Below are 22,885 nucleotides of genomic sequence, written 5' to 3'. Positions count from 1 at the left end.
TTCCCCACAATTCACAGCCAATTTGCCCGGAGCATGACGCCGGGCATTTTATGCACGCTGTCGGAGCGCCGCAAAGGCCGCGTTTGACACCGGGGGCTGGTCCAGAAGCCGTTTTGGCGCTAAGTGCTCTCCAGCAAAAATAGCGCCCTTCGATGCGAGGATTTCATGACTGAAGAGCTGGCCAAAATCGCTGCAGCCCTGGTTGCACCCGGCAAAGGCATCCTGGCCGCCGATGAGAGCTCTGGCACCATCAAGAAGCGCTTCGATTCCATCGGTGTCACCTCCACCGAGGACACGCGCCGCGATTACCGCGAGATGCTGTTCCGCGCCAATGACGCGATGAAGAACTACGTCTCCGGCGTCATCCTTTATGACGAGACGATCCGCCAGAATGCCAAGGACGGCACCTCGCTGGTCGATGTGATGAAGGCGGCCGGCTCCATTCCCGGCATCAAGGTCGACACCGGCGCCAAGTCGCTCGCCGGTCCCACCTGCAAGATCGAGACTGTCACCGAAGGCCTCGATGGCCTGCGCGAGCGCCTTGCCGAATACTACAAGCTCGGCGCACGCTTCGCGAAGTGGCGCGCTGTCATCACCATCACCGATGATCTGCCGTCGTGGAACTGCGTCAAGGCCAACGCGCACGCGCTCGCGCGCTACGCCGCGCTGTGCCAGGAAGCCGGCATCGTGCCGATCGTCGAGCCGGAGGTGCTGATGGACGGCGCCCACGCCGGCCACACCATCGAACGCTGCTATGAGGTCACCGAGTGGACGCAGCGCACGGTGTTCCGCGAGCTGTACGACGCGCGTGTCGCGCTCGAAGGCATCGTCCTCAAGCCCAACATGATCATCGCCGGACAGAAGTGCCCGACGCAGGCGAGCCCCCAGCAGGTCGCTGAACTCACGGTGAAGTGCCTCAAGGCCACCGTGCCGTCTGCGGTGCCCGGCATCGCCTTCCTCTCCGGTGGCCAGTCCGACGAGCAGGCGACCGAGAACCTCTCGCTCATCAACGAGATCGGCAACCTGCCGTGGAACGTCACCTTCTCGTATGGCCGCGCGCTTCAGGCCGCTGCTCTCAAGGCCTGGGGCGGCAAGAGCGAAAACGTCGCCGCCGGCCAGCGCGCCTTCGCGCACCGCGCCCGCATGAACTCGCTGGCAGCGCTCGGCAAGTGGAACCAGCAGGTCGAAAAGGCCGCCTGAGCGGCCGCCCACGACCTGACGATAATCGGCACCCCGGGCCTTAAACCCGGGGTGTTTCTTTTTTGCTGGGGCACTTGAGGCTTCCGGCGCGTTTATCCGCCATTGCACCGCGGCAATAGGGCAGTCGTTTACCCGCTTCTGCCAGCTTGGCGGCCGCCTACATATCGTCGGTTGTCGACCAGCCCCGAACCGGAGGAACACGATGCACGTTACGATGGAAAGCGCCCTTGCAGCGATCAAGGCCGCGCAAAAGGAAGCCACGAAGCTCAAGACCCAGATGTGTATCGCCGTCGTCGACAGCGGCGCCAATCTCAAGGCGTTCGTGCGCATGGACGACGCTTGGGTCGGCTCGATCGACATTGCTATTAAGAAAGCGAAGACCGCCGTGTTCTTCGGCATGCCGACCGGCGAGATCGGCAAGCTCTCCCAGCCCGGCAAATCGCTCTACGGCATCGAGCACTCGAACGAGGGCTTGATCACGTTCCCAGGCGGCCTGCCCATCGTCGACGACGAAGGCGTTCTCGTTGGCGCCATCGGTGTCTCTGGCAGCTCCGTCGAGAACGATCACAAGGTCGCCGCAGCCGGTGCCAAGGTTGTCGGCGTCAGCGAGCTGCCGGCCCATCCCTGGCGCACCTGATCGCTTCCAGCGAACGAATAAAAAAGGCGGGGTCTCGGCCCCGCCTTTTGCATATCGGTTTGCGTGAAGCTCAGAGCTTCTCGACTTTGTCTGCCAGGTTGCCGACGAGGCGGACGCGGTAGGTCGCGTTCTCGCAGGTCAGGATCCACACCGGAAGGTCGGGGCGCGATGCTTGTGGATCGCGCTTGGCCTTGCTCGGGTTCGTGCACTCGTAGCCCTGCTTGCGGATCTGCACCGCGATGATATCCGGCGGCACTTCGTCGTCGGCGGGTTGCACCGCCGTGACTTCGGCCAACTGTTGAGCCTGAGCCTGGGCGTCTGGACCGCCCAGGGTTAGAGCGTTGAGCAACAGGCCGGCACCCAGTGCCAGGACCGGAAACATCGCGAGCTTTTCCATAGCCACCCCACTAAGCCTCAGCACACTGAGAGCTTAGCGCGCTGTGGCGATCGCTTCCTCGTGTGCGCGCCGTCCCGCCAGCGCGAGGAAAATATAGCTCCAACCTGAGAATAGAAGGTTGATGCCGACCAGAAGGCCGAGCGCCCAAACCGCCGATTCCGGCAGACCCATCGCGATGATGGCGCCAACCACGAGAGCCGCGATGCCGCTCAGGACGAGCCAGCCCCAGCCCTCGTGCGGCCGGACGCGGAAGCCCATGATCACCTCGAACACGCCCTCGGCGATGAACAGCGCTGCAATCAGCACAGTCAGCGTGAGGAGGCCGGTGAGAGGGAAGAAGGCGAGGTAGCCGCCGACGACCACATAGAGAGCGCCGATAATGAGCTCCCACAGGAAGCCGCCCCACCCGGGAGCCTGGAAGGCATGTACGATCAGCATCACGCCGCCGATCAGGAACAGCCATCCAAGCACGATCTTCGCCGCGATGCCCGAAAGCAGCGGGAAGGCGATGGCCGCAAGACCGGCGAGCAGGAGCACGATACCGAGAGCAAGGAACCAGCCCCACTTGTCGGATATAAGCTGCTTGGTCTCTGCAACAGTTGATTCGAAATCGGAGAGTGTCATCGGCTGAGCCATGGAGGTCCTCCCTAGGCCTGATTATCCGGCGATGGTTATAGCTCAACCCACATGCAAGCTGTTGCGTTTCATCCTTCTATGGTGGCGTGACTGCCAATGGCCGTTCCAGTTTTGATCGAGCCGTCGCCGTTTCCTTGCCGCCAGCCTTTTGTTCAAACGAAATGGCTTCGAATGAACGCAAAATTTCGCGCGCAGAATTAGCGCGCGGACGATGCAACTCGTTGAATTGTTGCGAGCGGGAATGATGCGCGTCAGTGGAAGGCAGCCACCGGCAAACTGCACCGATGGCTGCTCTACCTTTAGCGACGCCGCGCCATGAGTGGCGTAATGCGCCTGACTGAAACGCGCCTGTTCGCGCGCTCGGGTCCGGACGTCGGCACCTTCAAGAACTCCTCGCCGTAGCCTTGCGTGACGAGGTTCTCAGGCGGCACGCCGAACGTCTCTGTTAGGATAACGGCAACTTCTTCCGCGCGCCTGTCGGACAGGGTGAGGTTGTCGAGATCCGAGCCCACCGCATCGGTGTGCCCTTCGATTAGGAACACCTCGTTCGGGCGACGGTCGAGGATGCGGTTGATGGTGCGCGCGATGCGCTCCAGCCGCCCGTACTGATCGTACGGAACTTGCCACGCGCCGAAATCGAACGTCACCGTATCGAGATCGACGCGCCGCATGCGGTCACGAAGATAAGCGTTGTAGCGGATCTCATCGAGCGAATAGGCGCGATCCAGTTCGTCGACCGGGCCGTCCATCAATGCATCGTAGAGATCTTCGTCCGAGGCGCGATCGTAATCCAGGATGTAACGATCGCGCGGCATACGCAGCCGCGGCGGTCCCAGATCAAGGAAGATCGGCGCGCCGCGGAAGCGGCGGTTGTCGATCAGATCCCACTCGCGCCCATCGCGGTCACGACGATAGCGCCGCATCAGGCGACCTGTGTCGTCGAATTCCGAATAGACCTCGATACCGCCTGGACGGATGGCGATGGCGAGACTGCCGCCGTCGGGACGCCGCTCGCGCCGCACATCACGCGAGGTGCGCCGCATGCGATCGCCCTCGTCGTGCCGGATCATTGGCGGCCGACCCTTCTGCTGCACGATGGTGCGGTTGCCCGGCTCTTCGATGATCGTGCGCCGGCCGCCATCTTCGACGCGCTCACGCCTGCCTCGCTTGATTTCATCGATGGAACCGCGTCCGCCCGGCCGCTTGTCGTCGCGCCGTGCATCCTGGCGTGGAGGCTCGTTCCCTGAGCGGGGAGGCGGACCAGCGTTGTCTCTAGGACCGGGGCCCTTGCCCGTAGGGCTGCCGGGCAGCCCCTGTGGCGGTGGACCTTTCGGGCCTCCCTGCCCAGCCTGATCATCACGGCCGGGACGCTGATCGCGGTCGCGGTCATTGGGACGGCCGTCGCGCGGCCCCTGAGGTCCGCCCGGCGCGCCAGGCCCGGCATTGTCGTTGCGCTGCGCATCCTGGCGTGGAGGCTCATTCCCCGAGCGGGGAGGCGGACCAGCGTTGTCTCTGGGGCCGGGGCCCTTGCCCGTAGGGCTGCCGGGAAGCCCATGTGGCGGTGGACCTTTCGGGCCTCCCTGCCCAGCCTGATCGCCCCGGCCGGGACGCTGATTGCGGTCGCGGTCATTGGGACGGCCGTCGCGCTGACCCTGAGGTGCGCCCGGCGCACCAGGTCCGGCATTGTTGTTGCGCCGGTCGTCCTTGCGGTTGTCCTGGGCCTGGTTGGGGTTCTGCCGGCTCGGCTGCTGCGCCTGTGGATTGTCCTGCGGCTTTTTCTGCTGCTGTTGCTGCGCTTGCGGGTTCTGCTGCGGCTTGCGCTGTTGCGCATTGTCTCGGCGCTGCTCGCGCTCTCCGCCGCCGTCGCGCCGCTGCTGAGCGCCCTGGCCGTCCTGCTGTGGCTTGCCGCCACCCTGGCGGCCGCCCTCGCGCCGGCCCTTGTCGTCCCCTTGCTTCTTGTCCTGGGACTTTTCATCGTCGGGCGGCGTCCCTTGAAGCCGTATGGGCGCCTGTGCAACCTCATAGGCTCCTGGGATTGGCGATGCTGCCTGCGCTGCGGCACAGAGCAGCGCGGGCACAGCGATTGAGAGTGTTGGAACGATTAGAAGGCGGCGCATCGGTTGGACCTTGGCAAATGCAGATCACCGCACCGATAGCGTAAATAATGTTGAGGTTGTGGCCCGCATGCCAACGGGCACAAACAGGTCGCCTTTTCGCCCCATTAGGCCCTAATAGGCTGTGTTTACACCGGATTGAGGAGCATTGATGCTGCAGGAGTTCCGCTCGAGGCTTTATGTCGTCGCTACCGCGGGGGCCGACTTGGCGCGCCTTGCGGCGACCCTTGAGGCCGCGCAGGCAGCAACCTTGCTCGTGATGGCGGATGCTTCGACCCCGTTGACGGCGACCTTGGCCCGCCCGCTTGTCGAGCTGGCACAAAGCAAAGACATCGCGGCGCTGATCAACGGCGATGCGCAACTTGCGCGAACGTTGAGAGCCGATGGCGTTCACGTGCCTTGGAGCAAGGACGTCGTCGCTCAGTACGCCGAAGCGCGTGAGGTGCTCGGCAACCGCTACATCGTCGGTGTCGACGTCGGGCGCACGCGCCACGACGCCATGGACCTCGCCGAGGCCGGCGCTGACTACATCGGCTTCGGCATTCCCGCCCACGTCGAGGATCGCGACGCCGCCGCCGCGCGCCGCCGCGAACTCGTCGGCTGGTGGAGCGAGATATTCGAGGTGCCGTGCGTGGCCTTCGACGTCGAAAGCGCGGACGAGGCGATTGCGCTGGCAAGCGTAGGCGCCGACTTCATCGCCATGCGCGCCGATTTCGATCTTTCGTCGCCAGAACAACTCGCGCACGACATTGCTGCAGCATCGCCCCAGCCCGAGGCGACGACATGAAGCATCGCCACGTCTTAGCTGCCGCGCTCTGCGTCTTGGCGATGCCCGTCGCCATCGGGGTCGCGCAAGCCGAGACCAGCTCTTGGGTGATGGAAACGACCGAAGCCCCGAAGCCCCGGCCCGGTCGCCCGGTGAAAGTCGCCCCTGCTGAGAAATTCTCCAAGACGCCTGTTCCCGGCAACAAGGACACCCGGCCGAAAGCTGGCACGCTCTCCAAGTCGCTCGTCGAACCGTCGGGTGAGGAAGCCGCCTACATCGCCTTCGACCAGGGCCAGTACCTGACCGCAGCCAAGCTCGCCACCGAAGCGGCGCAGCGCGGCGATCCGCAGGCGCACACGCTGCTCGGCCGTCTTTATTCGGAAGGCCTGGGCGTGCCCAAAGATATGCGCACGGCCATCAAGTGGTACGCCAAGGGCGACGAGATGGGCGACGTGCAGTCCTCGTTCGCACTCGGTGTGCTTTGCGCCGAAGGCCGCGGCGTGAAAAAGGATCGCGTCAAGGCTGCCGAGTATTTCGAGAAGGCTGCACGCACCGGCCATCCGCTCGCCAATTACAATCTCGGTCTGTTGTTCCTGAAGGGCGATGGCAAGCCGCAGAACTCCTATCGCGCCGCCATGCACATTCGCTACGCCGCCGAGAAGGGCATCGCTGTCGCCCAATATGATCTTGCCGGTCTCTATCAGAACGGGGAGGGCGTGCAGCCGAGCGCGTTGGAAGCTTCGCGCTGGCTCAGCAAAGCAGCCGAGCAAGGCATGGCCGAAGCGCAGTTCGATTACGCTGTTGTGCTGCTGCGCGGCCTCGGCCTGACGAAGGACGAGCCCAAGGCCATCCCGTATCTGTTCTCCGCTGCCCGCAAGGGCATCGCCGCTGCCCAAAACCGGCTGGCTTACGTCTATGCCGAGGGCGTTGGCGTCAAAAAGAGCGAGCAGGAAGCGGCCAAGTGGCGCTTCATCGCCCAGGCTGGCGGCCTCAAGGACGAGACGCTCGACAAGTTCATCGACAAGCTTCCCAAAGCCGAGCGCAGCAAGGCTCAGCAGGCCGCGCTCGAATGGCGCGAACAGGCCGGACTGTTCTGATAGCGCCAGCACGGGCTTGCCAGCGTCGCGCTCAGGGGGTAGTCGGGCGCGCTAAGCCGCCTGATGCGACGGCGCCCCCGAAGGAACTCCCCCGCATGCCCGCTTCAGCGCTCATGAACGTCATGATTGGTGCCGCCCGAAAGGCCGGCCGCAGCCTCTCCCGCGATTTCGGCGAGGTCGAGCAGCTCCAGGTCTCGGTCAAGGGACCGGGCAACTTCGTCACCGCCGCCGACCTGCGGGCGGAAGAGATCCTTTATCGCGAGCTGTCCAAGGCGCGCCCCGGCTACAGCTTCCTCATGGAGGAGCGGGGCGAGATCATCGGCGACGACCAATCGCATCGCTGGGTCGTCGATCCGCTCGACGGCACCACGAACTTCCTGCACGGCGTCCCGATGTTCGCCATCTCCATCGGTCTGGAGCGCGAAGGCCAGCTCGTTGCGGGTCTCGTATACAACCCGATCTCGGACGAGCTGTTCGCTGCCGAGAAGGGCAAAGGCGCCTTCCTCAATGACCGCCGCCGGCTCCGCGTTGCCGCCCGCAAGAGCCTGTCCGACTCGCTCGTCACCACCGGCATCCCGCACCTCGGCCGTCCCGGACATCCCGTCTTCCAGCGCGAGATCAAAGAGGTGACCAAGTATGTCGCCGGTGTTCGTCGCACCGGCTCGGCCGCGCTCGATCTCGCCTGGATCGCCGCCGGCCGCTTCGACATCTACTGGGAGCGGGACATCAAACCCTGGGATCTGGCTGCCGGCATCGTCCTCGTGCGAGAGGCGGGCGGTACGATCACAGACCTCTCGGGCGGCTCGGACATGCTGGAGAAGGGGCAGGTGCTTGCCTCCAATAGCTCACTCCACAAGGAGTTCTTCCCACTGGTCGCCAATTCGTCGGCCCGCACCTGACCACGCCGCACTGAGAACGCGGCCTCGCATCACCAAGAATAATCGTGTCCTCGCGGGCACGATGTTGCCCGGTTTGTACTGTCATTGGCTTCGGGTAATGTCACGGGGCTGATAACGTGGCGGGCGGAGCTCGGGATGGCCAGAAGAAGACAGAACGATCCAGCGGGACTGGGACACCAACCGCTGACGCCACCCGGCGTGTTCCTCATTCGTATGCTGATCTTCTTGACGCTGGTCGCATTCCTGGCAGCGATCCTGCACAAGCAGCTCATAACGTCCTTCTTGAACAACCCGGGCCTCAATGGCCTGATCGTCGGCGTGCTGCTGCTCGGCATTCTCTACGCGTTCCGCCAGGTCATTCGCCTCTATCCGGAAATCCGCTGGGTCAATGCTTTCCGCATTGCCGATCCCGGCCTTTCGATCGCGCATCAGCCCGTGCTGCTCGCGCCGATGGCGGCCATGCTGCGCGACCGCACCGGCGCGCTTTCGCTTTCGACCGCCTCGCTGCGATCAATCATGGATTCGATCAGCTCGCGTCTCGATGAAGCGCGCGACACCGGCCGCTATCTCGTCGGCCTGTTGGTGTTCCTCGGCCTGCTCGGCACCTTCTGGGGTCTGCTCGAAACCATCCAATCGGTCGGCGGCGCCATCGATTCCATCGACACCAACGCCACCGACAACGTCACCATGTTCTCCGATCTGAAGGCGGGCCTTGCCGCGCCTCTCAAGGGCATGGGCACGGCGTTCTCGTCATCGCTGCTCGGCCTTGCTGGCTCGCTCGTACTCGGCTTCCTCGAGCTGCAGGCGTCCCACGCGCACAACCGCTTCTACAACGAGCTAGAGGAATGGCTGTCCGGCATCACCGAGCTGACTCCCGGCTCCAGCGGCACGACAGACCAGGTCAATCGCCAGCTTTCCAGCGCCATCCTGCACATGCAGCGCGCTGTCGAAGATCTCTCGACGCGTCTCTCTGATCAGTCGATGGCCAGCGCCATCGCCGGCAAGGGAGGAGGGGATGAGCAACTGCGCGAGCTTGCCCGCGGCGTGAACCAGCTCGTCACCCAGATGCGCGCCGAGCAGAAAGTCGTGCGCGAGTGGGTCGACGAGCAGGCCGCACAGCACTCCGAGGTTGCTCAGGCCCTGAAGCAGCTCGCCGCCAACATGCAGCGTCGAGGATAGCGCATGGCGGGCGGACGCACGCGCAGGCGCAACGAATACGCCGACTTCTGGCCGGGCTACGTCGACGTGCTGTCGACGCTGCTGCTCGTCGTCACGTTCCTAATGTCGATCTTCATGCTGGCGCAGTACTTCGCCAGCCAGGAGGCCAGCGGTAAGGACACCGCGCTGAAGCGCCTGACGCTGCAGATTTCCGAGCTGACGAGCCTGCTCGCGCTCGAGAAGGGCAAGGCCAAGTCGGCCGCCGACGAACTGGCCGCGCTACAGGCATCGTTGTCTTCGATGCGCGAGGAAAATTCCAAGCTGTCGGGCTTTGCGCTGTCGGGGGATGAAGCGGCAAAGGCCGCCGAGGCCCGCATCTCCGGCCTCACCACCGACCTTGAGAACCAGAAGAAGATTTCCGACGAAGCGCTGGCCAAGGTCGACATCCTCAATCAGCAACTGCTGTCGCTGCGCCGCCAGATCGCCGCGCTGAACGAAGCGCTCGAGGCATCCGAGAAGAAGGACGCCGAGAGCCAGACCCGCATCAAGGATCTCGGTGCCCGCCTCAACGCAGCGCTGGCGCGCCAGGTCCAGGAGCTACAGCGCTACCGCTCCGACTTCTTCGGCCGGCTGCGCGAGCTTCTCAAGAACCGCAAGGACATCCGCGTTGTCGGCGACCGCTTCGTCTTTGAATCGGAAGTTCTGTTCCCGTCCGGCTCGAACCAGTTGACGCCCGAGGGTCTGGCGACGATGGACCAGCTGGCTTCCGCCATCATCCAGCTCGAGAGAGAAATTCCCAAGGAGATCGACTGGGCGCTTCAGGTCGATGGCCACACAGACATCCGCCCCATCGCCAGCCCGACCTTCCCATCCAACTGGGAGCTGTCGACCGCGCGCGCCATCTCGGTCGTGCGCTACCTGATCACGCGGGGCGTGTCGCCCAACCGGCTCGTCGCCGCGGGTTACGGCGAGTTCCGGCCGCTCGAGACCGGTATCGACGAGGCGAGCCTGCAGCGCAACCGCCGCATCGAGCTGAAGCTTACCAACCGCTGATGGCCTAGGTTCACTGCGCGCAAAAAATCCCGGGGCTAAGCCCCGGGATGCAAAGTTTTTTGCCAAACGATCGCGCCAAGCCTCAACGCGGCGGAGGCGCATCCTGGGGTACCTCGCCCGAAGGCGGCGGCATCGGCACCGGGCTCACGAACTCGCGCTCTTTTTTCAGGTCCGCCAGCGCTTGGTTCAACTTCTTCTGCGCGGCTGCGAGCTGCGACTTAAGCGATGCGATTTCCTTGGCTGATGCATCCTTTGCACCATGCACGGCATCCTTTGCCGCCTTGGCCTCCGCTTCGGCAGCATTACGCGCCTTTTCCAAGTCGGCCGAGCGCTGCTGCAGATCCGTCACCTGCTGCTGCAGTTCTCCAACCTGCTTCTGCAGGTCGGTGATCTGCGCCGAAGCAGACTCGGTATTGGCGCGCGATTGCTTCAGCGCATTCTCGACTTCGCCGAGCGAGCGGTTCGCCTGCTCCAACTGACGCGTGAGGTCCGTGACATTGGCTTTCAAACGGTCGCGCTGGCGGGCGAGATCGAGACGAACGCTCTCACCCTCGTGATAAAGCTGATTGGCCGACAGGGCCGTGTAGCCCGAATAAGCGGCAACGGCTCCCATTCCGACGACCAGCGCCCAAACCCACAACGGCGGGGCCGTGCTGGTCCGCGGCTCAGGCGGCAGCATCGGCTCAAGGTCCGGTTGCATTTATGCTTTTCCCCTCGGTTATCGCCGGCGCGCCGTCGATACGGGCGCCGTTCTCCCCATTAGCGATATCATCGCGCGGTAAGGAATGCTGCGAATTTAGGCTATTCAGCGGCCTCGGCAGCGAACTGCATCTCGGCAAGGCGGGCATAAAGACCGCCCCTTGCCACCAGTTCGGCGTGGGTGCCTTGCTCCACGATCTGACCCTTGTCCATGACGAGGATGCGCCGGGCTTTCTGAACCGTGGCCAGCCGGTGGGCGATCACCAGCGTCGTGCGCCCGACCATCAGTCGTTCCAGCGCCCGCTGCACTCCGGCCTCGCTCTCAGCGTCGAGGGCGCTCGTCGCCTCGTCGAGCAGCAGGATCGGGGCGTCTTTCAGGATGGCGCGGGCGATGGCAATACGCTGGCGTTGCCCGCCCGACAGCGATACGCCGCGCTCACCCAGCCGGGTCTCGTAACCCTGTGGCAGGGCGCTGATGAAGTCATCTGCCTGGGCCGCAACAGCTGCCCTCCGCACCGAGTCCATGTCTGCGTCCGGCTTGCCGTAGCGGATGTTGTCGGCAACGGTACCCGCAAACAGGGCGACGTCCTGCGGAACCAGCGCCATGCGTGCCCGGACAGCGTCCAGCGCCGCCTCGCGCACATCGACACCGTCGACGCAAACCGCGCCCGACTGCGGATCGAAGAAGCGCAGGAGCAGATTGAAGATCGTGCTTTTGCCAGCGCCCGAGGGCCCGACGAGCGCAATCGTCTCGCCCGGCGCGGCGCGGAAGGTGACGTCCTGCAGAGTGGGCAGGCTCGATCGCCCGGGATAGGAGAAGCTGACCTTCTTGAACTCGATCTCGCCTCGCGCTGGCGTAGGCAGCGGCACGGGGTTGGCCAGAGACTTGATCTCGGGCTGCACCGCCAGCAGCTCTGTCAGCCGCTCCGCTGCGCCCGCCGCTTGGCTGACCTCACCCCAGATCTCGGAGACCTGGGCGAAGGAGGCTCCTGCGAAAACAGCGTACAGCACGAACTGGCTGAGCCGCCCGACGCTGAGGCTTCCGTCGACCACAGCGGCCGCGCCGAACCACAGCACGCTGGTGATGCTGGCAATGACGAGGAACATGGCGAGCGCCGTCAGCGCAGCGCGCGCCCGCATCCGCTCCTTGGCGGCGTCAAAAGCTACCTCGACCCCATCCCTGTAATGTTTGGCCGCAACGCTCTCGTAGGCGAAGGCCTGCATGGTACGCGAGGCGGCGAGGTTCTCAGCGGCGTAAGCCGAAGCCTCTGCCAGGGTATCCTGCGCGCGCCGTGACAGGCGCCGCACCAGCCGCCCAAATGCGATCAGCGGCAGCACCGTCACCGGAATCGCGAGCAGCACCAGCAGCGACAGGTGCGCGCTGGTGACGAACATCATGACCAGCGCGCCGATCAGCATGATCGCGCTGCGCAGCGCCTGCGACAACGATGTACCGGCCATCGCTTTGATCTGCGTGGTGTCCGCCGTGAGGCGGCTCATCAGCTCGCCCGAATGCGTGCGTTCGAAGAACGAAGGCCCGAGATCGGCGACATGGCGGAACACGTCGCTGCGCAGATCGGCGACGACGCGCTCACCCAGCCAGTTGACGTAATAGAACCGTGCGGCGCTGGCGACCGACAGCACGAAGCCGATGACGATCAGCATCCCGAAATAGCGGTCGATGAAGATCCCGTCGTGCGAGCCGAAACCGAGGTCGATGACCCGGCGCACGGCCATCGGTATGATCAGCATGGCAAGCGCCGAGACGACCAGCGCGACGCCGGCGAGCGCCACCCGGACGGGATAGCGGGCCAGATACGGCCAGAGCGCCATCAGCGGCCGCAACTCGGGCCGAGAGCGCTTTCCTTGGTCAGTTTCCCCTGTCGCGGGGTTTTCCCCGTCTGATTGGGATTTGCGTCGAGCCACGGCAATACTCTTGAGATCGGCATCCAGACTGCCGGCGAACATTGTTACAAGGGACCATGCCCGACGGGGTGCCCCCGCTCAAGTGGCATCAGGACGCGGTGCCCATTGGTATACCGGCCTCAATACCCGTGCTTGTGCCCGCCGTCCTTCTCGACTATAGAGGCCGCTCGAAACACCCAAATTGCCCGATTGAAGCGGCTATTCGCCAAAGGGCGAGCCATTGCGAGCGCAACGATGAAGAACGATCCCGATCTGCACCCCGACTACCACCAGATCAAGGTCAAGATGACCGACGGCACCGAGTTCATCACCTATTCCACCTATGGCAAGGAAGGCGATGAGCTGCAGCTCGACATCGACCCGACCTCGCATCCCGCGTGGACCGGTGGCGATCAGCGCCTCATGGACCGCGGCGGCCGCCTCTCGCGCTTCAAGAAGAAGTTCGAAGGCCTGTTCTGATCCTCGACGATCGTCGAGCGAACAAAAAAGCCCGGCACGCGCCGGGCTTTTTTCGTTGAGCATTCGTTAACAGCGAAGGCGCCCGGCCGGAACGGCAGGGCGCGCCACTGAAATCTTGAGATCAGGCCCCGAAGGCGACACGGATCCGGTCGAGCTGCGAGCCGACTGGATTGGAAAATGCCGCCTCGCTGGAGGCGACGTTGTCGGCCTTGATGCTCATCGCGCGGTCGAGCTGCGCCACCCGGTCCTGCAGCGCATAGCTTTCTTCGACCAGCCCACGCAGCGTTTCCGGCAGCTCGCCGAACCCGGCAGTATGCGAAGAACGAGCCGGAGCGTTCAGGGCTGCGCCCTTGCGCTTTCGCTGTGCCTCGGCCTCGCTGATGTCGCCCTCTTTCAGGGCGCGGCGGACCAGCAGCCACGAAGCCATATCGAGCAGACGCGTCGTCAGCCGCATGCTCTCGCTGGCGTAAAGAACGTTGACGGCGGCGGGGAGCCGCTTGGCCTCGGCGCGACCTGGACCCTCCAGATACGCGGCGGTGCGCTCGACGAGCGCCATGCCCTGCTTGAACACCATGTCGAACTGAGCGGAAGCCTGGAAGCGCTCGCCAAACGATACGGTGACACCATTTGCGGCCGAGACCGCTTCAGCACGCGATACGTTGCTCATGACTAGATTTGACACGCTCACTCACCTGCTGCTCACAATTAACACGCTCGCATCCTGCCAAGCCATAGTTAACAACATGACCAAAAGCGGGACGATCGAAGCACCGTTTCGATCAAGTTTGGGGATATGCAAAAAAAGAGCCGCTTTGCAGCGGCTCTGAAGTCAAACAGGGAGGCGTCAAACAGAGCGGCCGTGCCGCTCAGGATCCAGGTGACTGGATGATATGACGTTATCGGCCTAACCCTAACAAAGCTTTAAAGGCTAACGACCTCTGAAGAGCTTCTTCCTCACGTTTGCGCTATCGCCAATGAAGGCGCGCCATCACAAGTGTTAATGCGCGTTGACCGGGCGATTACCGTTTGGGAAGGCAGCGTGCGTGCCTTCACTTCTTGAAGAGAGCGTTGGCCGCAGCTTCGTGCCGGCGCTTTGCCTCGAGTTCCACTTTGATGCGAGCGATCTCTTCCTCGAACGCCGTAATGCGTGCTTCGAGTTCCGCAACGGAAAGCGTGGCGAGGCTGTCGCCGATGCTTGCAATGCTCTTTGCCTTCTTCGGCGCGAGATCGTCCCAGTCCATGCGCGGCCTCCGTGATCCAGGGCCGACGACTCTGCGCCAACCGTTCCGCCGCGGCAACCTGCGCGCACGCCCCGCTTGTCTCTTTCTGGCTGCTCGGGCATCAGGGCATCGAGGCCAGCCGAAAGGGTAAATGATGACCGCTGTTCCCGAGACCATGACCGCCATCGCAATCGTCGGCAAAGGTGGGCCCGAGGTGCTGCAGCCTCAGACGGTGCCCGTGCCGCAGCCGGGCCGCGGTCAGGTGCTGATCAAAGTGGAAGCCGCCGGGGTCAATCGTCCCGACGTGATGCAGCGGCTCGGTCTTTATCCCGCTCCCAAAGGTCATTCCGAAATTCCAGGACTTGAAGTCTCCGGCACCATCGCCGCGCTCGGCCCCGATGCCAGCCGCTTTGCCCTCGGCGACAAGGTGATGGCGCTCGTCAATGGAGGCGGCTACGCCGAATACTGCGTTGCCGATGAGGGCTCGTGCCTGCCTGTCCCCGCCGGATTGTCGATGGTCGAGGCCGCGGGCGTGCCTGAAGGCTTCTTCACCGTCTGGCACAACGTGTTCGAACGCGGTGGGCTGAAGCCCGGCCAGTGGTTCCTCGTTCATGGCGGCACCAGCGGCATCGGCGTTGCTGCAATTCAACTTGCAGCCGCGCTGGGCGCCAACGTCATCGCCACGGCCGGCTCGCCCGAGAAGTGCAAAACCTGCCTTGAGCTCGGCGCCAAGCGCGCGGTCGACTACAAGACCGAGGACTTCGTCGAGGCCGTGAAGGCTGAAACCGGCGGGCGCGGCGTCGACGTCATCCTCGACATGGTCGGCGGCGACTACGTCGAGCGCAATATCCGCTCGCTCGCCGACGATGGCCGCCTCGTCAACATCGCCTACCAGCAGGGCTCCAAGGTCACGATCGACATGATGCGCATCATGCTGAAGCGGCTGACCGTCACCGGCTCGACCCTGCGCATCCGCCCGGCCGAGGTCAAAGCCGCCATCGCCCGCGCGGTCGAAGAGAAGGTGACACCGTTGCTCGCCGACAAGAAGATCAAGGTCGTGATCGACGCCACCTTCCCGCTGCGCGAGGCCGCCGCCGCTCATGCCCGCATCGACGCCGCCCACGTCGGCAAGATCGTCTTGACGGTTTAGGGTTTATTTTCCGCCGGGACGCCTGGCGGGTGGGGGGATTCCGCCCCTGCCATCAAATTGACAATGCGCGGTTTTCTGTTGTCCGGACCCATGGGTGGGAACCGCAAAAGCCGTAATTCGAAGGGGAGCGCACGTGCTCGTGCGAAGTGTTCATATGCGTCGGCTTTGGGGCATCATCGGTGCCGCACTGGCAGCACTGTCTGTGCTTACGTTCGCCCAAAGCGCTGATGCTAAGAGAAAGCCCGAGCCCCCGCCGTTCTCGCGGCCCGAGATGATCCTTTCTTGGATCAACGACTATCGCCTCAATCCCACGCCCGAGCGCCTGCCCGCCGCCTTCAAAGCAATGCGCGAGCAGGGGTCTTTCAAGGAGATCGAGCAGGCCGGCATCTATGTCGGCTTCATCGCCGGCGTCATCGGCTCCAATCCCGATAAGGCCGAAAAGCTCATCGCCGACATGTTCCCCATGCCGCCGTACGATCAGGTCGTCGTCATCAAGGCGATCGCTTATTCGGGGCTTGCCGATTGGAAGGAGCTGATGGGCAAGTTCGTCGAGCGCATGCCCGCGCGCAAAGTCATCATCGAGCGCTACCTCTACGGCAAGCTTCAGGTGCTGCGCGACCTGCCTCTCGATAGCCCGATCGCCGTCGACGCCAACTGGGGCTACTACTTCGCCACCGGTTCCTCCGAACCTATTCAGCGCCTCGTGCGCACGCTCGCCTGGTCGCGCGAGAAGAACAACGTCGAAAAGCTGACGATCGGCTCGATGGTCAAGTGGACGCTCGCCCAGAACGCTTCCAAGGATCACGACCTCCTGAGCTACCTCAAGACCTCACTGCCGCATCAGCCCGAGAAGGTGGAAAAGCCGCTCGCCGAGGTCATAGAGGGCGCCGAGACATTCGAACTCGCCCAGATCCGCAAGGACGCGCTCGCATCCATCGAGGAGCTGAAGACCAAAGGCCCCGAAAGCGCGCGCAACTTTTCCTGGTGGGGCCAGGCCGGCCAGACCGCGTTCGCGCTGGGTTGCGTCGCTGCGGGCGTGATGGGCCAGGCCTACATGGGCGTGCCCTGCGTCGTCGGAGGCGCGCTGTCCAACGTCGCGCTCAAGTATCTCACGCCCGCTGAGTGAATGTCCGCACGGTAACGATTGGGTCAGCCTGCGTCGCAATGGCGGAGGCCTCGTCATCAACGTGTCATGGAATCCGCTGAAAACCTTGCACAATAGGCTATTGCGCAAGGTTGCTCATGGACGAGATCGCTTGGGGCTGTGCTGTATTCGTTGGCCTCGCCACGCTGCTGCACTTTGCTAGCGCGCTGCTCGCAACCTATCGCGCACGCCGCTCCCACGAGGCACCGGCTCTCGCCGACGCGCCTTCGCCCAGCCTTCCGCCCATCAGCGTGTTGCGGCCCGTGCGCGGGCTCGATCCTCTGGATGAGATAACGCTGCGTTCGAGCTTCACGCTCGACTACGCGCATTATGAACTCATCCTGTGCTGCGAAGATGCTGACGACCCTGTCGTCCCCCTGATCCGCCGGTTAATGGCGGAGTATGATCACGTCGATGCCAAGCTGCTCATTGGCCGCGACGTTCTTTGTTCCAACCCGAAGCTGAACAACCTGATCAAAGGCTGGCGCGATGCGCGTCATGCCTGGGTTGTCATGGCTGACAGCAACGTGCTGATGCCGGCCGATTACCTGCAGCGCCTCCTGGCTGGTTGGCGCGCCGACACCGGGCTCTTGTGCGCTCCGCCCATCGGCTGCATGCCGAAAGGCTTCTGGGCCGAGGTCGAGTGCGCATTCCTCAACACCTATCAGGCGCGTTGGCAGTACGCCGCCGACACAGTCGGGCTCGGCTTCGCCCAGGGCAAGACGATGCTTTGGCGCCGCGCCGATCTCGAGCAGGCGGGCGGCATCCGCGCGCTCGGCGCAGAAATCGCAGAGGATGCGGCCGCCACCAAAGTCGTGCGCCGGACTGGCAAGCGCGTGCGCCTCGTCGATCGCGCCTTCGGCCAGCCTCTCGGCAGCCGGACAGCGAGTCAGATCTGGTCACGTCAGGTGCGCTGGGCCAAACTTCGCCGCGTCACCTTCCCGCTCTTCTTTGTGCCCGAGCTTCTCTCCGGCAGCGTCGCGCCGCTGATCGCCGCCGGATTTGCTGCCTACGCGTTCGACCTCTCGATCGTCGGCATCGTCGGCGGCCTGGGCCTCGCCTGGTACGCCTCGGAAGCGATGCTTGCGCGCGCCGCCGGCTGGCATATCGGCCCGCTGTCGCCGCTCGCTTGGCTGGCACGTGACGCGATGCTGCCAGTGCTCTGGGTACAGGCGTGGCTCGGCAACTCCTTCAGCTGGCGCGGCAACGACATGCACCTCGCCAACGCGGTTCCCAGCAACTGAGTAATGATGGGCCGGTTTCGGCGCCGCCTCTCTCCGACACGCCCGGTTGAGAGCGCTGCCGAAGAGAGGCGGTCCCCCGTCTAGCCTGCGCTCGCTCCCCCGCCAGAGGTCCCGCCCGCCGCACGCGAGCAGAGTTCCCTGGCCTTTGCGAGCGCGGCATCCCGGCTGGTGAACTCGCCGACGCTCGATCCTCCCGGCGCGTGCGCCTTGAGGAAGTTGTCGAGCATCGACTTCTCGAAGCCGTCGAGCACCGTCAGCAACGTGAGCTGCAGCGGCTCAGAATCGGCCGAGCGCACCAGAAGTATCTTCTTGCCGCCGTAGCTCGCAGTCGCCACGCGGCAGCCTTCCATGTCGGCCTTCGTCGCTGATTGCGCCCGTGGCAGCGCCGATGCCAGCGCGCCTGCATAGGCGAAGGCGACGGCGGGCGCCGCCTCGGACCTCGGGGCATCGGGCTCTGCGGCCGCCGCTGTATCGCTCACGAGCGGTGTCGCCACGCTCTCGGCCGCGGGCGCAAGCTCCGCCACCGGCGCGGGTTCGCTGCCCGTCTGGATCATCTGCTCGGAGACGACAGGTCCGCTGTCGAGCGCAGCAACTTGCATTTCCGGCTTACGCTCGGGCATCGGCGCGGTGCGCACTTTTACCGCTCTCACCTGAGGTGTCTTCGGCACCGCTGCGCCATCGCTCACTGCGGCCCCGGGTTCGGCGTTGCCGGCAGACCAGATGGTGCGCACCGGCGCTTCTGCGGCGGCCTGTGGTCCACCGAGGTTCGCGGCCTTGGCGAGCTTCTCTTTGTTATTGCGAGCCTGGCGCACGGGCTTCTCCGGCGCCGCGCGCACCTCTTCGACAGGATCAGGACCGGTGCAGAACGACTGGCGATAGCTGGTCGCCACCCATTCAATCGAAGCACCATAGTTGCGATCCGCAGCCCAGCGGCGCGCCAGATCGCCGAATGTCGTCTTGCCGTTCTTGCTCGCCATCACCGCGATGATGTCGTCCTGCTTCAGTCGCGTGCGCGCCCCTACTGGATTGTTGATGCGCTGCCCCGAATAGACGACGAGATGCTGGATCTGCGCCAGCACGCCTGTCGAGACGTCCGGATAGCTGTCGCCGGGGACGCCGCCGCCCGTCGTCCCTAGCCCCGCAAAGTTGTTCTGTCGCGGATTGACGTCGCCCCAGTCGCCGTTGCCACGGCGATAGGTCAGGAAGTTGGTCTCTAGCGCCATCTGGAAGAACGCGTAGTCCCACCGCACGCCCCATGCTTCGCCGTGCTTCTTGTAGAAGCTGGCGATGTTGGAAAAGCGCGGATCGAGATTGCTGTTGCGCGTCTTGAGGAAGGCCATCAGTCGTTGCGGGGTGACGCATCGCGGAACCGTGTTGCCCGCATCGGTACGAATCTTCGGCGGGGCGGCCTCCGCGTGCGCGGCAACGAGCATGGCAAGCACCGCGATGCTCGCGCGAGCAACGTGGCGGGCGCAGGACGCAAATCGCCCGTTCGCCGTCAATGGGGTTACCATGGCGCTCTCTACGGTCTCATCTCTGACGGCTGCTGGGGGCGCGTCGTTCTTCTCGTCGGCGGGCGCATCGGGTGGACGCGCCCGTCATTGCGTGCGCGATCAGCCCTCGGGGCAGAGCTCGAAGGCCTTCGTCAGCGCCTTCGTCTGGTTGTTGAACGAGCCGACCTTTTCGCCGCCCTTTGCATAGGCAGCGATGTACGCCTCGATCTCCCGCTTTTCGTTGGCTTCCGTCACGTCCAGGACGGTGTAGTTCGTCTGCCCGTCCCCGTTTGCCTTGATGATGACGGCGCGCTGACCGCCATAGCTGGCGGTGAACACCTTGCACTTGCTGCTCTTCGCGGAAGGCACCTTGAGCTGCGTCGCGGCGCTGCCGATCGATGCCGTCTGCACGTTGGCACCCTTGCTGGCGCTATCGCTGGACGCCGGCTTCGTCTTGGCGGCCTGCTTGGTGTTCGCCTTGCTGTCGGCCTTCGCAGCAGACTTGCTCGGAGCTGCGGGCTTGCTGTCGGCAGAAGCTACTGCGTCACTGCTCTGATTGCCGTTGAGCAGCTTCACCGGAGGCGCATCCTCTTCGGCTGCCGGTGCCGCAGCCGCCTTGGCTGATGAGGCGTTGACACTGGCCAGCATCCCCGCGCCCAGCCCGCTCAGAGCGCCGCCCTGCGTGCGCTCGGCCTCGATGTTGCGCTTGGCGATCTCGGCACCCTTGGAAGCGGCAGGAGTCTCGTCCGCCACCGCGACCTTCTCCGGCTCCGCCTGCGGTGTGTCGAGCTGCGCTTCCTGGCTAGCCGTTGGGTCTGGATCAGGCGTATTGCAGTGGCTGGAATAGAACCCGTCCTGGATCGCCTCGACGTCACGCACATAGTTGCGCGACGTGGGTGCCCACTGACGAGCGACCAGAGTGTAGGTCATCGGGCCATCGATCGAGCGCTGCCAATCGGTGAGCACGCCCCATTCCTGTACCTTGCGCGTGCGATCGGCGACCGGATCATCGATGTGATCGCCCGCGTACATGAGCAGATGCTGCAGATGTGCTTTGACGCCGCTCGAGATGTCGGCGAAGCGCTCACCGCGCGCGCCGCCGCCCGAGGCGCCAAGACCGGCAAAGTTATTCTGGTCAGGGCGCACATCGCCGGTATAGCGCAGCGCACCTGTCTCGAGGATCATCTGGAAGAAGGCAGTGTCCCAGCGGATGCCGAGCGCTTCGCCGTGCTTCTTGTAGAGCGCTGCGAGCTGCTCGTAACGACTGTTGAGCCGGGGATTGCGCTCTTTGAGGTATTCCGTGAGCCGCCCTGGCGTTGCGCAGGCCGGTACCTTGTTGGCGGCGGAGATTTTCACTTCCGGAAGATCGGCCGCAAAGGCTGATGCGCTGATTGCGGCGGCGAGAGCGAAGCCCAGCGATGCTCCAAAAAAGCTCTTCATTATTTTACCCGTCCCACGCGGCGCTTCTGATGCGTGCGCCCGACACGAAACCACCAAACGTTCTTAAAGGCTTAACGTTAACAGGTGGTTTACGAATCGTCGGCACCCCCGACGCTGACGAGCAAGCAGCACCAATAGGGCGCGAGTTAGAGCAACTAGGAGCGGAATTGTGGCGCCTCGGCAAAGTCAATAAGCGGTAAACGCTGTAATTTCGCGCGGTCCCTCACGCCAGGTGTTGTCCGCCGTCGAGCGCGATCATCTGGCCGGTCATCGACGGCGTTGCGAGGATGAAGCGGACCGCAGTGGCAATCTCCTGAAGTGATGGGCCGCGTCGCAGCGGCGTCCCATGCTTCTCGGCGTCGAAGTCGTCCGCTGTCTGATGCACGCTCTGCAGCACCGGCCCCGGCCCGATTGCATTGACGCGCACCCGTGGCGCCATCGCTTGTGCCAACGTCTGCGTTGCCGTCCACAGACCCGCCTTCGAGATTGTGTACGAGAAGAAGTCGGGCGTCGGTCGCCAGACGCGCTGGTCGATGATGTTGATGACGTTGCCGTCGACCCCCTCCGGCAGGCTCGCGTAGAGCGCCTGCGCCAGAAACACAGGCGCCTTCAGATTGATGTCGAGGTGCGTGTGCCACCCCTCCGGCGTCACTGAGCCGATGGTGTCGAGGAAGAACTCCGAAGCGTTGTTGACGAGGCAGGTGGGTTGACCCAGGGCCTCGGCGCACCGCGGGATCAGCGACTGCACGTCCTCGATATCGGCAAGGTTGGCGGCTAGAGCCACCGCCTCGCCCCCGCCGCGGCGAATCTCGCTCGCGAGCCCCTCGGCTTCCTCCCGTGACCTCCGGTAGTGGATACCGACCTGCCACCCGTGCGCCGCGAGGTCGAGCGCTATCGCGCGGCCGATGCGCCGGGCGGCGCCCGTAATCAAGGCTGTGTGACGGGGAGCGCTAGCCATTCGAGAAGCAGGAGGTCATCGGGGTGGGGAGCTTTCGCCAAGGATGGGAGAGGGTACGCTGGTGCGGTGCAACACGCCTGATCATATTTTGAGCACCCGCACTCGGCTTGACCAATATCAGAATCGGTCCATGCCCTGTCACAAAGCGTGTTTTGTCCAATTTCTAGCCAAAGAACACCGTTCGTTGCATATGGGTTACAGGGTTGCACACGAGACGTTGGATAAGTCCGATTCGGCTTGTAGCAAGCCCCGTTTACGCTTTTTCTACACTCCAGAAGCGTTCGAGAAGAGCCGCCTCCCAGCGGCACCGACGAGTTCGGCGCTTTAAGTGGTCAGTAGTGTACGGGGGTAAGTTTCCATCATGGCCGAGTCTCGTAGCGTAATTAAGTTGGTTGGCGTAGCAGGTATCGCGCTTCTCGCGCTCACCAGCGGTGCCCTCGCCGACGGATATGAGGGCAGCATCAAGGATGCGCCTGTAAAGCCGGAGCGCGAGTTCACCTATTCCTTCTCCATCACGGGCACGTCCGACTACGTGTTCCGCGGTATCTCTCAGACCGATAACGATCCGACCATCCAGGGTTCGGTGGGTATTGGCTACGGGATCTTCTACGCCGGCGCGTGGGGTTCGGGCCTCGACTTCGGCGGGGACTCCACGGGCTTTGGTGAGGACGCTCAGGTCGAAATCGATTACTACGCCGGCATTAAGCCGACCTGGGGTCCCGCGACCTTCGATTTCGGCGTCATCTACTACACTTACCCAGGGGCGGGCGACAGCCTAGCCGAGCTTGACTACGTCGAGTTGAAGGCCGGTGTGAGCGGCGAGATCCTCAAGGGGCTGACTGCCGGTGGTGTTGCCTACTGGTCGCCGGAGTATACCGGCGAGGTTGGTGAGACCTGGACGTTCGAGGGAAGTTTGGCTTATGCCCTGCCGCAGTTGTGGATCTTCTCGCCGACGGTCAGCGGCCTCGTGGGCCATGTGGATGCCGACGCCGCGTCGTTCATCGACTACACCTACTGGAACGCCGGTCTCTCTCTCGCAGTGGACAAGATCACATTCGACCTCCGCTATTGGGATACCGACCTGAGCAAAGCCGAGTGCTTCGGCACGAGCAAGTGCGACGAGCGCTTCGTGTTCAGCCTCACGGTTGCGCTGCCCTAATCTGGCAAACCCCAGATCAAACCCTGCCAACGGGGC

The 22,885-nt window shown here is 63.9% G+C and carries 22 protein-coding genes; 12 read left to right on the top strand and 10 right to left on the bottom strand.

All coding sequences use genetic code 11. The features are described from left to right. The first annotated feature begins 165 nt into the window (after positions 1-165). Both NDB2M4_RS14390 and NDB2M4_RS14385 read left to right on the top strand, forming a co-directional pair. Entirely contained in the window at positions 166-1,200 is a 1,035-nt protein-coding gene (locus NDB2M4_RS14390) for a class I fructose-bisphosphate aldolase (RefSeq protein ID WP_072376246.1), read from the top strand. 202 nt (positions 1,201-1,402) lie between these two features. Continuing rightward, positions 1,403-1,837, top strand: a complete 435-nt coding sequence (locus tag NDB2M4_RS14385) for a GlcG/HbpS family heme-binding protein (RefSeq protein WP_072376244.1) — start codon at positions 1,403-1,405, stop codon at positions 1,835-1,837. Positions 1,838-1,907: 70 nt separating this feature from the next. Here the strand turns inward: NDB2M4_RS14385 and NDB2M4_RS14380 are convergent, their stop codons facing one another. The 3 genes from NDB2M4_RS14380 to NDB2M4_RS19845 form a co-directional block, all read right to left on the bottom strand. Next, on the bottom strand, positions 1,908-2,234 hold the full coding sequence (locus NDB2M4_RS14380; protein ID WP_244536185.1) for a hypothetical protein: 327 nt from the start codon (positions 2,232-2,234) through the stop codon (positions 1,908-1,910). A 33-nt stretch (positions 2,235-2,267) separates the two neighbouring features. After that, positions 2,268-2,870, bottom strand: a complete 603-nt coding sequence (locus NDB2M4_RS14375) for an HdeD family acid-resistance protein (RefSeq protein WP_210186552.1) — start codon at positions 2,868-2,870, stop codon at positions 2,268-2,270. A 299-nt stretch (positions 2,871-3,169) separates the two neighbouring features. Beyond that, on the bottom strand, positions 3,170-4,987 hold the full coding sequence (locus tag NDB2M4_RS19845) for an OmpA family protein (protein ID WP_083556382.1): 1,818 nt from the start codon (positions 4,985-4,987) through the stop codon (positions 3,170-3,172). Positions 4,988-5,135: 148 nt separating this feature from the next. On the opposite strand from NDB2M4_RS19845, the gene NDB2M4_RS14355 reads away from it, so the two are divergent. From NDB2M4_RS14355 to NDB2M4_RS14335, 5 genes are all read left to right on the top strand, one after another. Next, positions 5,136-5,771 (top strand): thiamine phosphate synthase, encoded by a 636-nt coding sequence (locus tag NDB2M4_RS14355; RefSeq protein WP_072376236.1) that lies wholly within the window; start codon positions 5,136-5,138, stop codon positions 5,769-5,771. Then, on the top strand, positions 5,768-6,847 hold the full coding sequence (locus tag NDB2M4_RS14350; protein ID WP_072376234.1) for an SEL1-like repeat protein: 1,080 nt from the start codon (positions 5,768-5,770) through the stop codon (positions 6,845-6,847). Before NDB2M4_RS14355 ends, NDB2M4_RS14350 begins: the two co-directional genes overlap by 4 nt. Positions 6,848-6,942: 95 nt before the next feature. Further along, positions 6,943-7,746 (top strand): inositol monophosphatase family protein, encoded by an 804-nt coding sequence (locus NDB2M4_RS14345; RefSeq protein ID WP_072376232.1) that lies wholly within the window; start codon positions 6,943-6,945, stop codon positions 7,744-7,746. Between the two features lie 135 nt (positions 7,747-7,881). Then, positions 7,882-8,925 carry a flagellar motor protein MotA gene (locus tag NDB2M4_RS14340; protein ID WP_072376230.1) on the top strand — a complete coding sequence of 348 codons (1,044 nt, stop codon included), beginning with the start codon at positions 7,882-7,884 and terminating at the stop codon, positions 8,923-8,925. Positions 8,926-8,928: 3 nt separating this feature from the next. Continuing rightward, entirely contained in the window at positions 8,929-9,957 is a 1,029-nt protein-coding gene (locus NDB2M4_RS14335; RefSeq protein ID WP_072376228.1) for a peptidoglycan -binding protein, read from the top strand. A gap of 82 nt (positions 9,958-10,039) precedes the next feature. On the opposite strand, the gene NDB2M4_RS14330 is transcribed toward NDB2M4_RS14335, so the two are convergent. Next, positions 10,040-10,657, bottom strand: a complete 618-nt coding sequence (locus NDB2M4_RS14330; RefSeq protein WP_139247295.1) for a hypothetical protein — start codon at positions 10,655-10,657, stop codon at positions 10,040-10,042. Between the two features lie 101 nt (positions 10,658-10,758). Next, positions 10,759-12,489 (bottom strand): ABC transporter transmembrane domain-containing protein, encoded by a 1,731-nt coding sequence (locus tag NDB2M4_RS14325; RefSeq protein ID WP_244536184.1) that lies wholly within the window; start codon positions 12,487-12,489, stop codon positions 10,759-10,761. Positions 12,490-12,816: 327 nt separating this feature from the next. Between NDB2M4_RS14325 and rpmE the strand changes: the two genes are divergently transcribed. Next, complete coding sequence (gene rpmE, locus NDB2M4_RS14320; protein WP_072376224.1) at positions 12,817-13,041, top strand: 50S ribosomal protein L31; 225 nt, start codon at positions 12,817-12,819, stop codon at positions 13,039-13,041. 121 nt (positions 13,042-13,162) lie between these two features. On the opposite strand, the gene NDB2M4_RS14315 is transcribed toward rpmE, so the two are convergent. Further along, the gene (locus tag NDB2M4_RS14315) at positions 13,163-13,723 is read right to left on the bottom strand and encodes a DUF1465 family protein (protein ID WP_244536183.1); all 561 of its coding nucleotides are present in this window, start codon (positions 13,721-13,723) and stop codon (positions 13,163-13,165) included. Between the two features lie 367 nt (positions 13,724-14,090). After that, positions 14,091-14,282 carry a DUF1192 domain-containing protein gene (locus tag NDB2M4_RS14310; protein WP_072376220.1) on the bottom strand — a complete coding sequence of 64 codons (192 nt, stop codon included), beginning with the start codon at positions 14,280-14,282 and terminating at the stop codon, positions 14,091-14,093. Positions 14,283-14,415: 133 nt separating this feature from the next. On the opposite strand from NDB2M4_RS14310, the gene NDB2M4_RS14305 reads away from it, so the two are divergent. The 3 genes from NDB2M4_RS14305 (at position 14,416) to NDB2M4_RS14295 (ending at position 17,799) form a co-directional block, all read left to right on the top strand. Further along, on the top strand, positions 14,416-15,411 hold the full coding sequence (locus tag NDB2M4_RS14305; protein WP_072376390.1) for an NAD(P)H-quinone oxidoreductase: 996 nt from the start codon (positions 14,416-14,418) through the stop codon (positions 15,409-15,411). Positions 15,412-15,565: 154 nt separating this feature from the next. Next, positions 15,566-16,537, top strand: a complete 972-nt coding sequence (locus tag NDB2M4_RS14300; protein ID WP_072376218.1) for a hypothetical protein — start codon at positions 15,566-15,568, stop codon at positions 16,535-16,537. A 116-nt stretch (positions 16,538-16,653) separates the two neighbouring features. Beyond that, positions 16,654-17,799 (top strand): ceramide glucosyltransferase, encoded by a 1,146-nt coding sequence (locus tag NDB2M4_RS14295; RefSeq protein WP_072376216.1) that lies wholly within the window; start codon positions 16,654-16,656, stop codon positions 17,797-17,799. Between the two features lie 80 nt (positions 17,800-17,879). Here NDB2M4_RS14295 and NDB2M4_RS14290 read toward each other — a convergent pair whose 3' ends face one another. The 3 genes from NDB2M4_RS14290 to NDB2M4_RS14280 form a co-directional block, all read right to left on the bottom strand. Further along, positions 17,880-19,313, bottom strand: a complete 1,434-nt coding sequence (locus NDB2M4_RS14290; RefSeq protein WP_083556378.1) for a glucosaminidase domain-containing protein — start codon at positions 19,311-19,313, stop codon at positions 17,880-17,882. Between the two features lie 99 nt (positions 19,314-19,412). Then, complete coding sequence (locus NDB2M4_RS14285; protein ID WP_072376211.1) at positions 19,413-20,732, bottom strand: glucosaminidase domain-containing protein; 1,320 nt, start codon at positions 20,730-20,732, stop codon at positions 19,413-19,415. 223 nt (positions 20,733-20,955) lie between these two features. Further along, positions 20,956-21,690 (bottom strand): SDR family oxidoreductase, encoded by a 735-nt coding sequence (locus NDB2M4_RS14280; RefSeq protein WP_072376209.1) that lies wholly within the window; start codon positions 21,688-21,690, stop codon positions 20,956-20,958. Between the two features lie 361 nt (positions 21,691-22,051). Here NDB2M4_RS14280 and NDB2M4_RS14275 point away from each other — a divergent pair, with 361 nt between their 5' ends. Further along, positions 22,052-22,849, top strand: coding sequence for a TorF family putative porin (locus tag NDB2M4_RS14275; RefSeq protein ID WP_072376208.1), 798 nt, complete (start codon positions 22,052-22,054; stop codon positions 22,847-22,849). Positions 22,850-22,885: the final 36 nt, after the last annotated feature.

The organism is Hyphomicrobium sp. NDB2Meth4 (assembly GCF_900117445.1).
Classification (GTDB): domain Bacteria; phylum Pseudomonadota; class Alphaproteobacteria; order Rhizobiales; family Hyphomicrobiaceae; genus Hyphomicrobium_A.
The sequence above is the reverse complement of the archived record's forward strand: the minus strand, read 5'-3'. Positions and strand labels throughout refer to the sequence as shown.

What these genes read in the sequence shown, in the direction of transcription:
- NDB2M4_RS14390 (WP_072376246.1), top strand. Translation starts at nt 166, where the DNA reads ATGACTGAAGAGCTGGCCAAAATCGCTGCAGCCCTGGTTGCACCCGGC.
- NDB2M4_RS14385 (WP_072376244.1), top strand. Translation starts at nt 1,403, where the DNA reads ATGCACGTTACGATGGAAAGCGCCCTTGCAGCGATCAAGGCCGCGCAA.
- NDB2M4_RS14380 (WP_244536185.1), bottom strand. Translation starts at nt 2,234, where the DNA reads ATGGAAAAGCTCGCGATGTTTCCGGTCCTGGCACTGGGTGCCGGCCTG.
- NDB2M4_RS14375 (WP_210186552.1), bottom strand. Translation starts at nt 2,870, where the DNA reads ATGGCTCAGCCGATGACACTCTCCGATTTCGAATCAACTGTTGCAGAG.
- NDB2M4_RS19845 (WP_083556382.1), bottom strand. Translation starts at nt 4,987, where the DNA reads ATGCGCCGCCTTCTAATCGTTCCAACACTCTCAATCGCTGTGCCCGCG.
- NDB2M4_RS14355 (WP_072376236.1), top strand. Translation starts at nt 5,136, where the DNA reads ATGCTGCAGGAGTTCCGCTCGAGGCTTTATGTCGTCGCTACCGCGGGG.
- NDB2M4_RS14350 (WP_072376234.1), top strand. Translation starts at nt 5,768, where the DNA reads ATGAAGCATCGCCACGTCTTAGCTGCCGCGCTCTGCGTCTTGGCGATG.
- NDB2M4_RS14345 (WP_072376232.1), top strand. Translation starts at nt 6,943, where the DNA reads ATGCCCGCTTCAGCGCTCATGAACGTCATGATTGGTGCCGCCCGAAAG.
- NDB2M4_RS14340 (WP_072376230.1), top strand. Translation starts at nt 7,882, where the DNA reads ATGGCCAGAAGAAGACAGAACGATCCAGCGGGACTGGGACACCAACCG.
- NDB2M4_RS14335 (WP_072376228.1), top strand. Translation starts at nt 8,929, where the DNA reads ATGGCGGGCGGACGCACGCGCAGGCGCAACGAATACGCCGACTTCTGG.
- NDB2M4_RS14330 (WP_139247295.1), bottom strand. Translation starts at nt 10,657, where the DNA reads ATGCAACCGGACCTTGAGCCGATGCTGCCGCCTGAGCCGCGGACCAGC.
- NDB2M4_RS14325 (WP_244536184.1), bottom strand. Translation starts at nt 12,489, where the DNA reads ATGGCGCTCTGGCCGTATCTGGCCCGCTATCCCGTCCGGGTGGCGCTC.
- rpmE (WP_072376224.1), top strand. Translation starts at nt 12,817, where the DNA reads ATGAAGAACGATCCCGATCTGCACCCCGACTACCACCAGATCAAGGTC.
- NDB2M4_RS14310 (WP_072376220.1), bottom strand. Translation starts at nt 14,282, where the DNA reads ATGGACTGGGACGATCTCGCGCCGAAGAAGGCAAAGAGCATTGCAAGC.
- NDB2M4_RS14305 (WP_072376390.1), top strand. Translation starts at nt 14,416, where the DNA reads ATGACCGCTGTTCCCGAGACCATGACCGCCATCGCAATCGTCGGCAAA.
- NDB2M4_RS14300 (WP_072376218.1), top strand. Translation starts at nt 15,566, where the DNA reads ATGCGTCGGCTTTGGGGCATCATCGGTGCCGCACTGGCAGCACTGTCT.
- NDB2M4_RS14295 (WP_072376216.1), top strand. Translation starts at nt 16,654, where the DNA reads ATGGACGAGATCGCTTGGGGCTGTGCTGTATTCGTTGGCCTCGCCACG.
- NDB2M4_RS14290 (WP_083556378.1), bottom strand. Translation starts at nt 19,313, where the DNA reads ATGGTAACCCCATTGACGGCGAACGGGCGATTTGCGTCCTGCGCCCGC.
- NDB2M4_RS14285 (WP_072376211.1), bottom strand. Translation starts at nt 20,732, where the DNA reads ATGAAGAGCTTTTTTGGAGCATCGCTGGGCTTCGCTCTCGCCGCCGCA.
- NDB2M4_RS14280 (WP_072376209.1), bottom strand. Translation starts at nt 21,690, where the DNA reads ATGGCTAGCGCTCCCCGTCACACAGCCTTGATTACGGGCGCCGCCCGG.
- NDB2M4_RS14275 (WP_072376208.1), top strand. Translation starts at nt 22,052, where the DNA reads ATGGCCGAGTCTCGTAGCGTAATTAAGTTGGTTGGCGTAGCAGGTATC.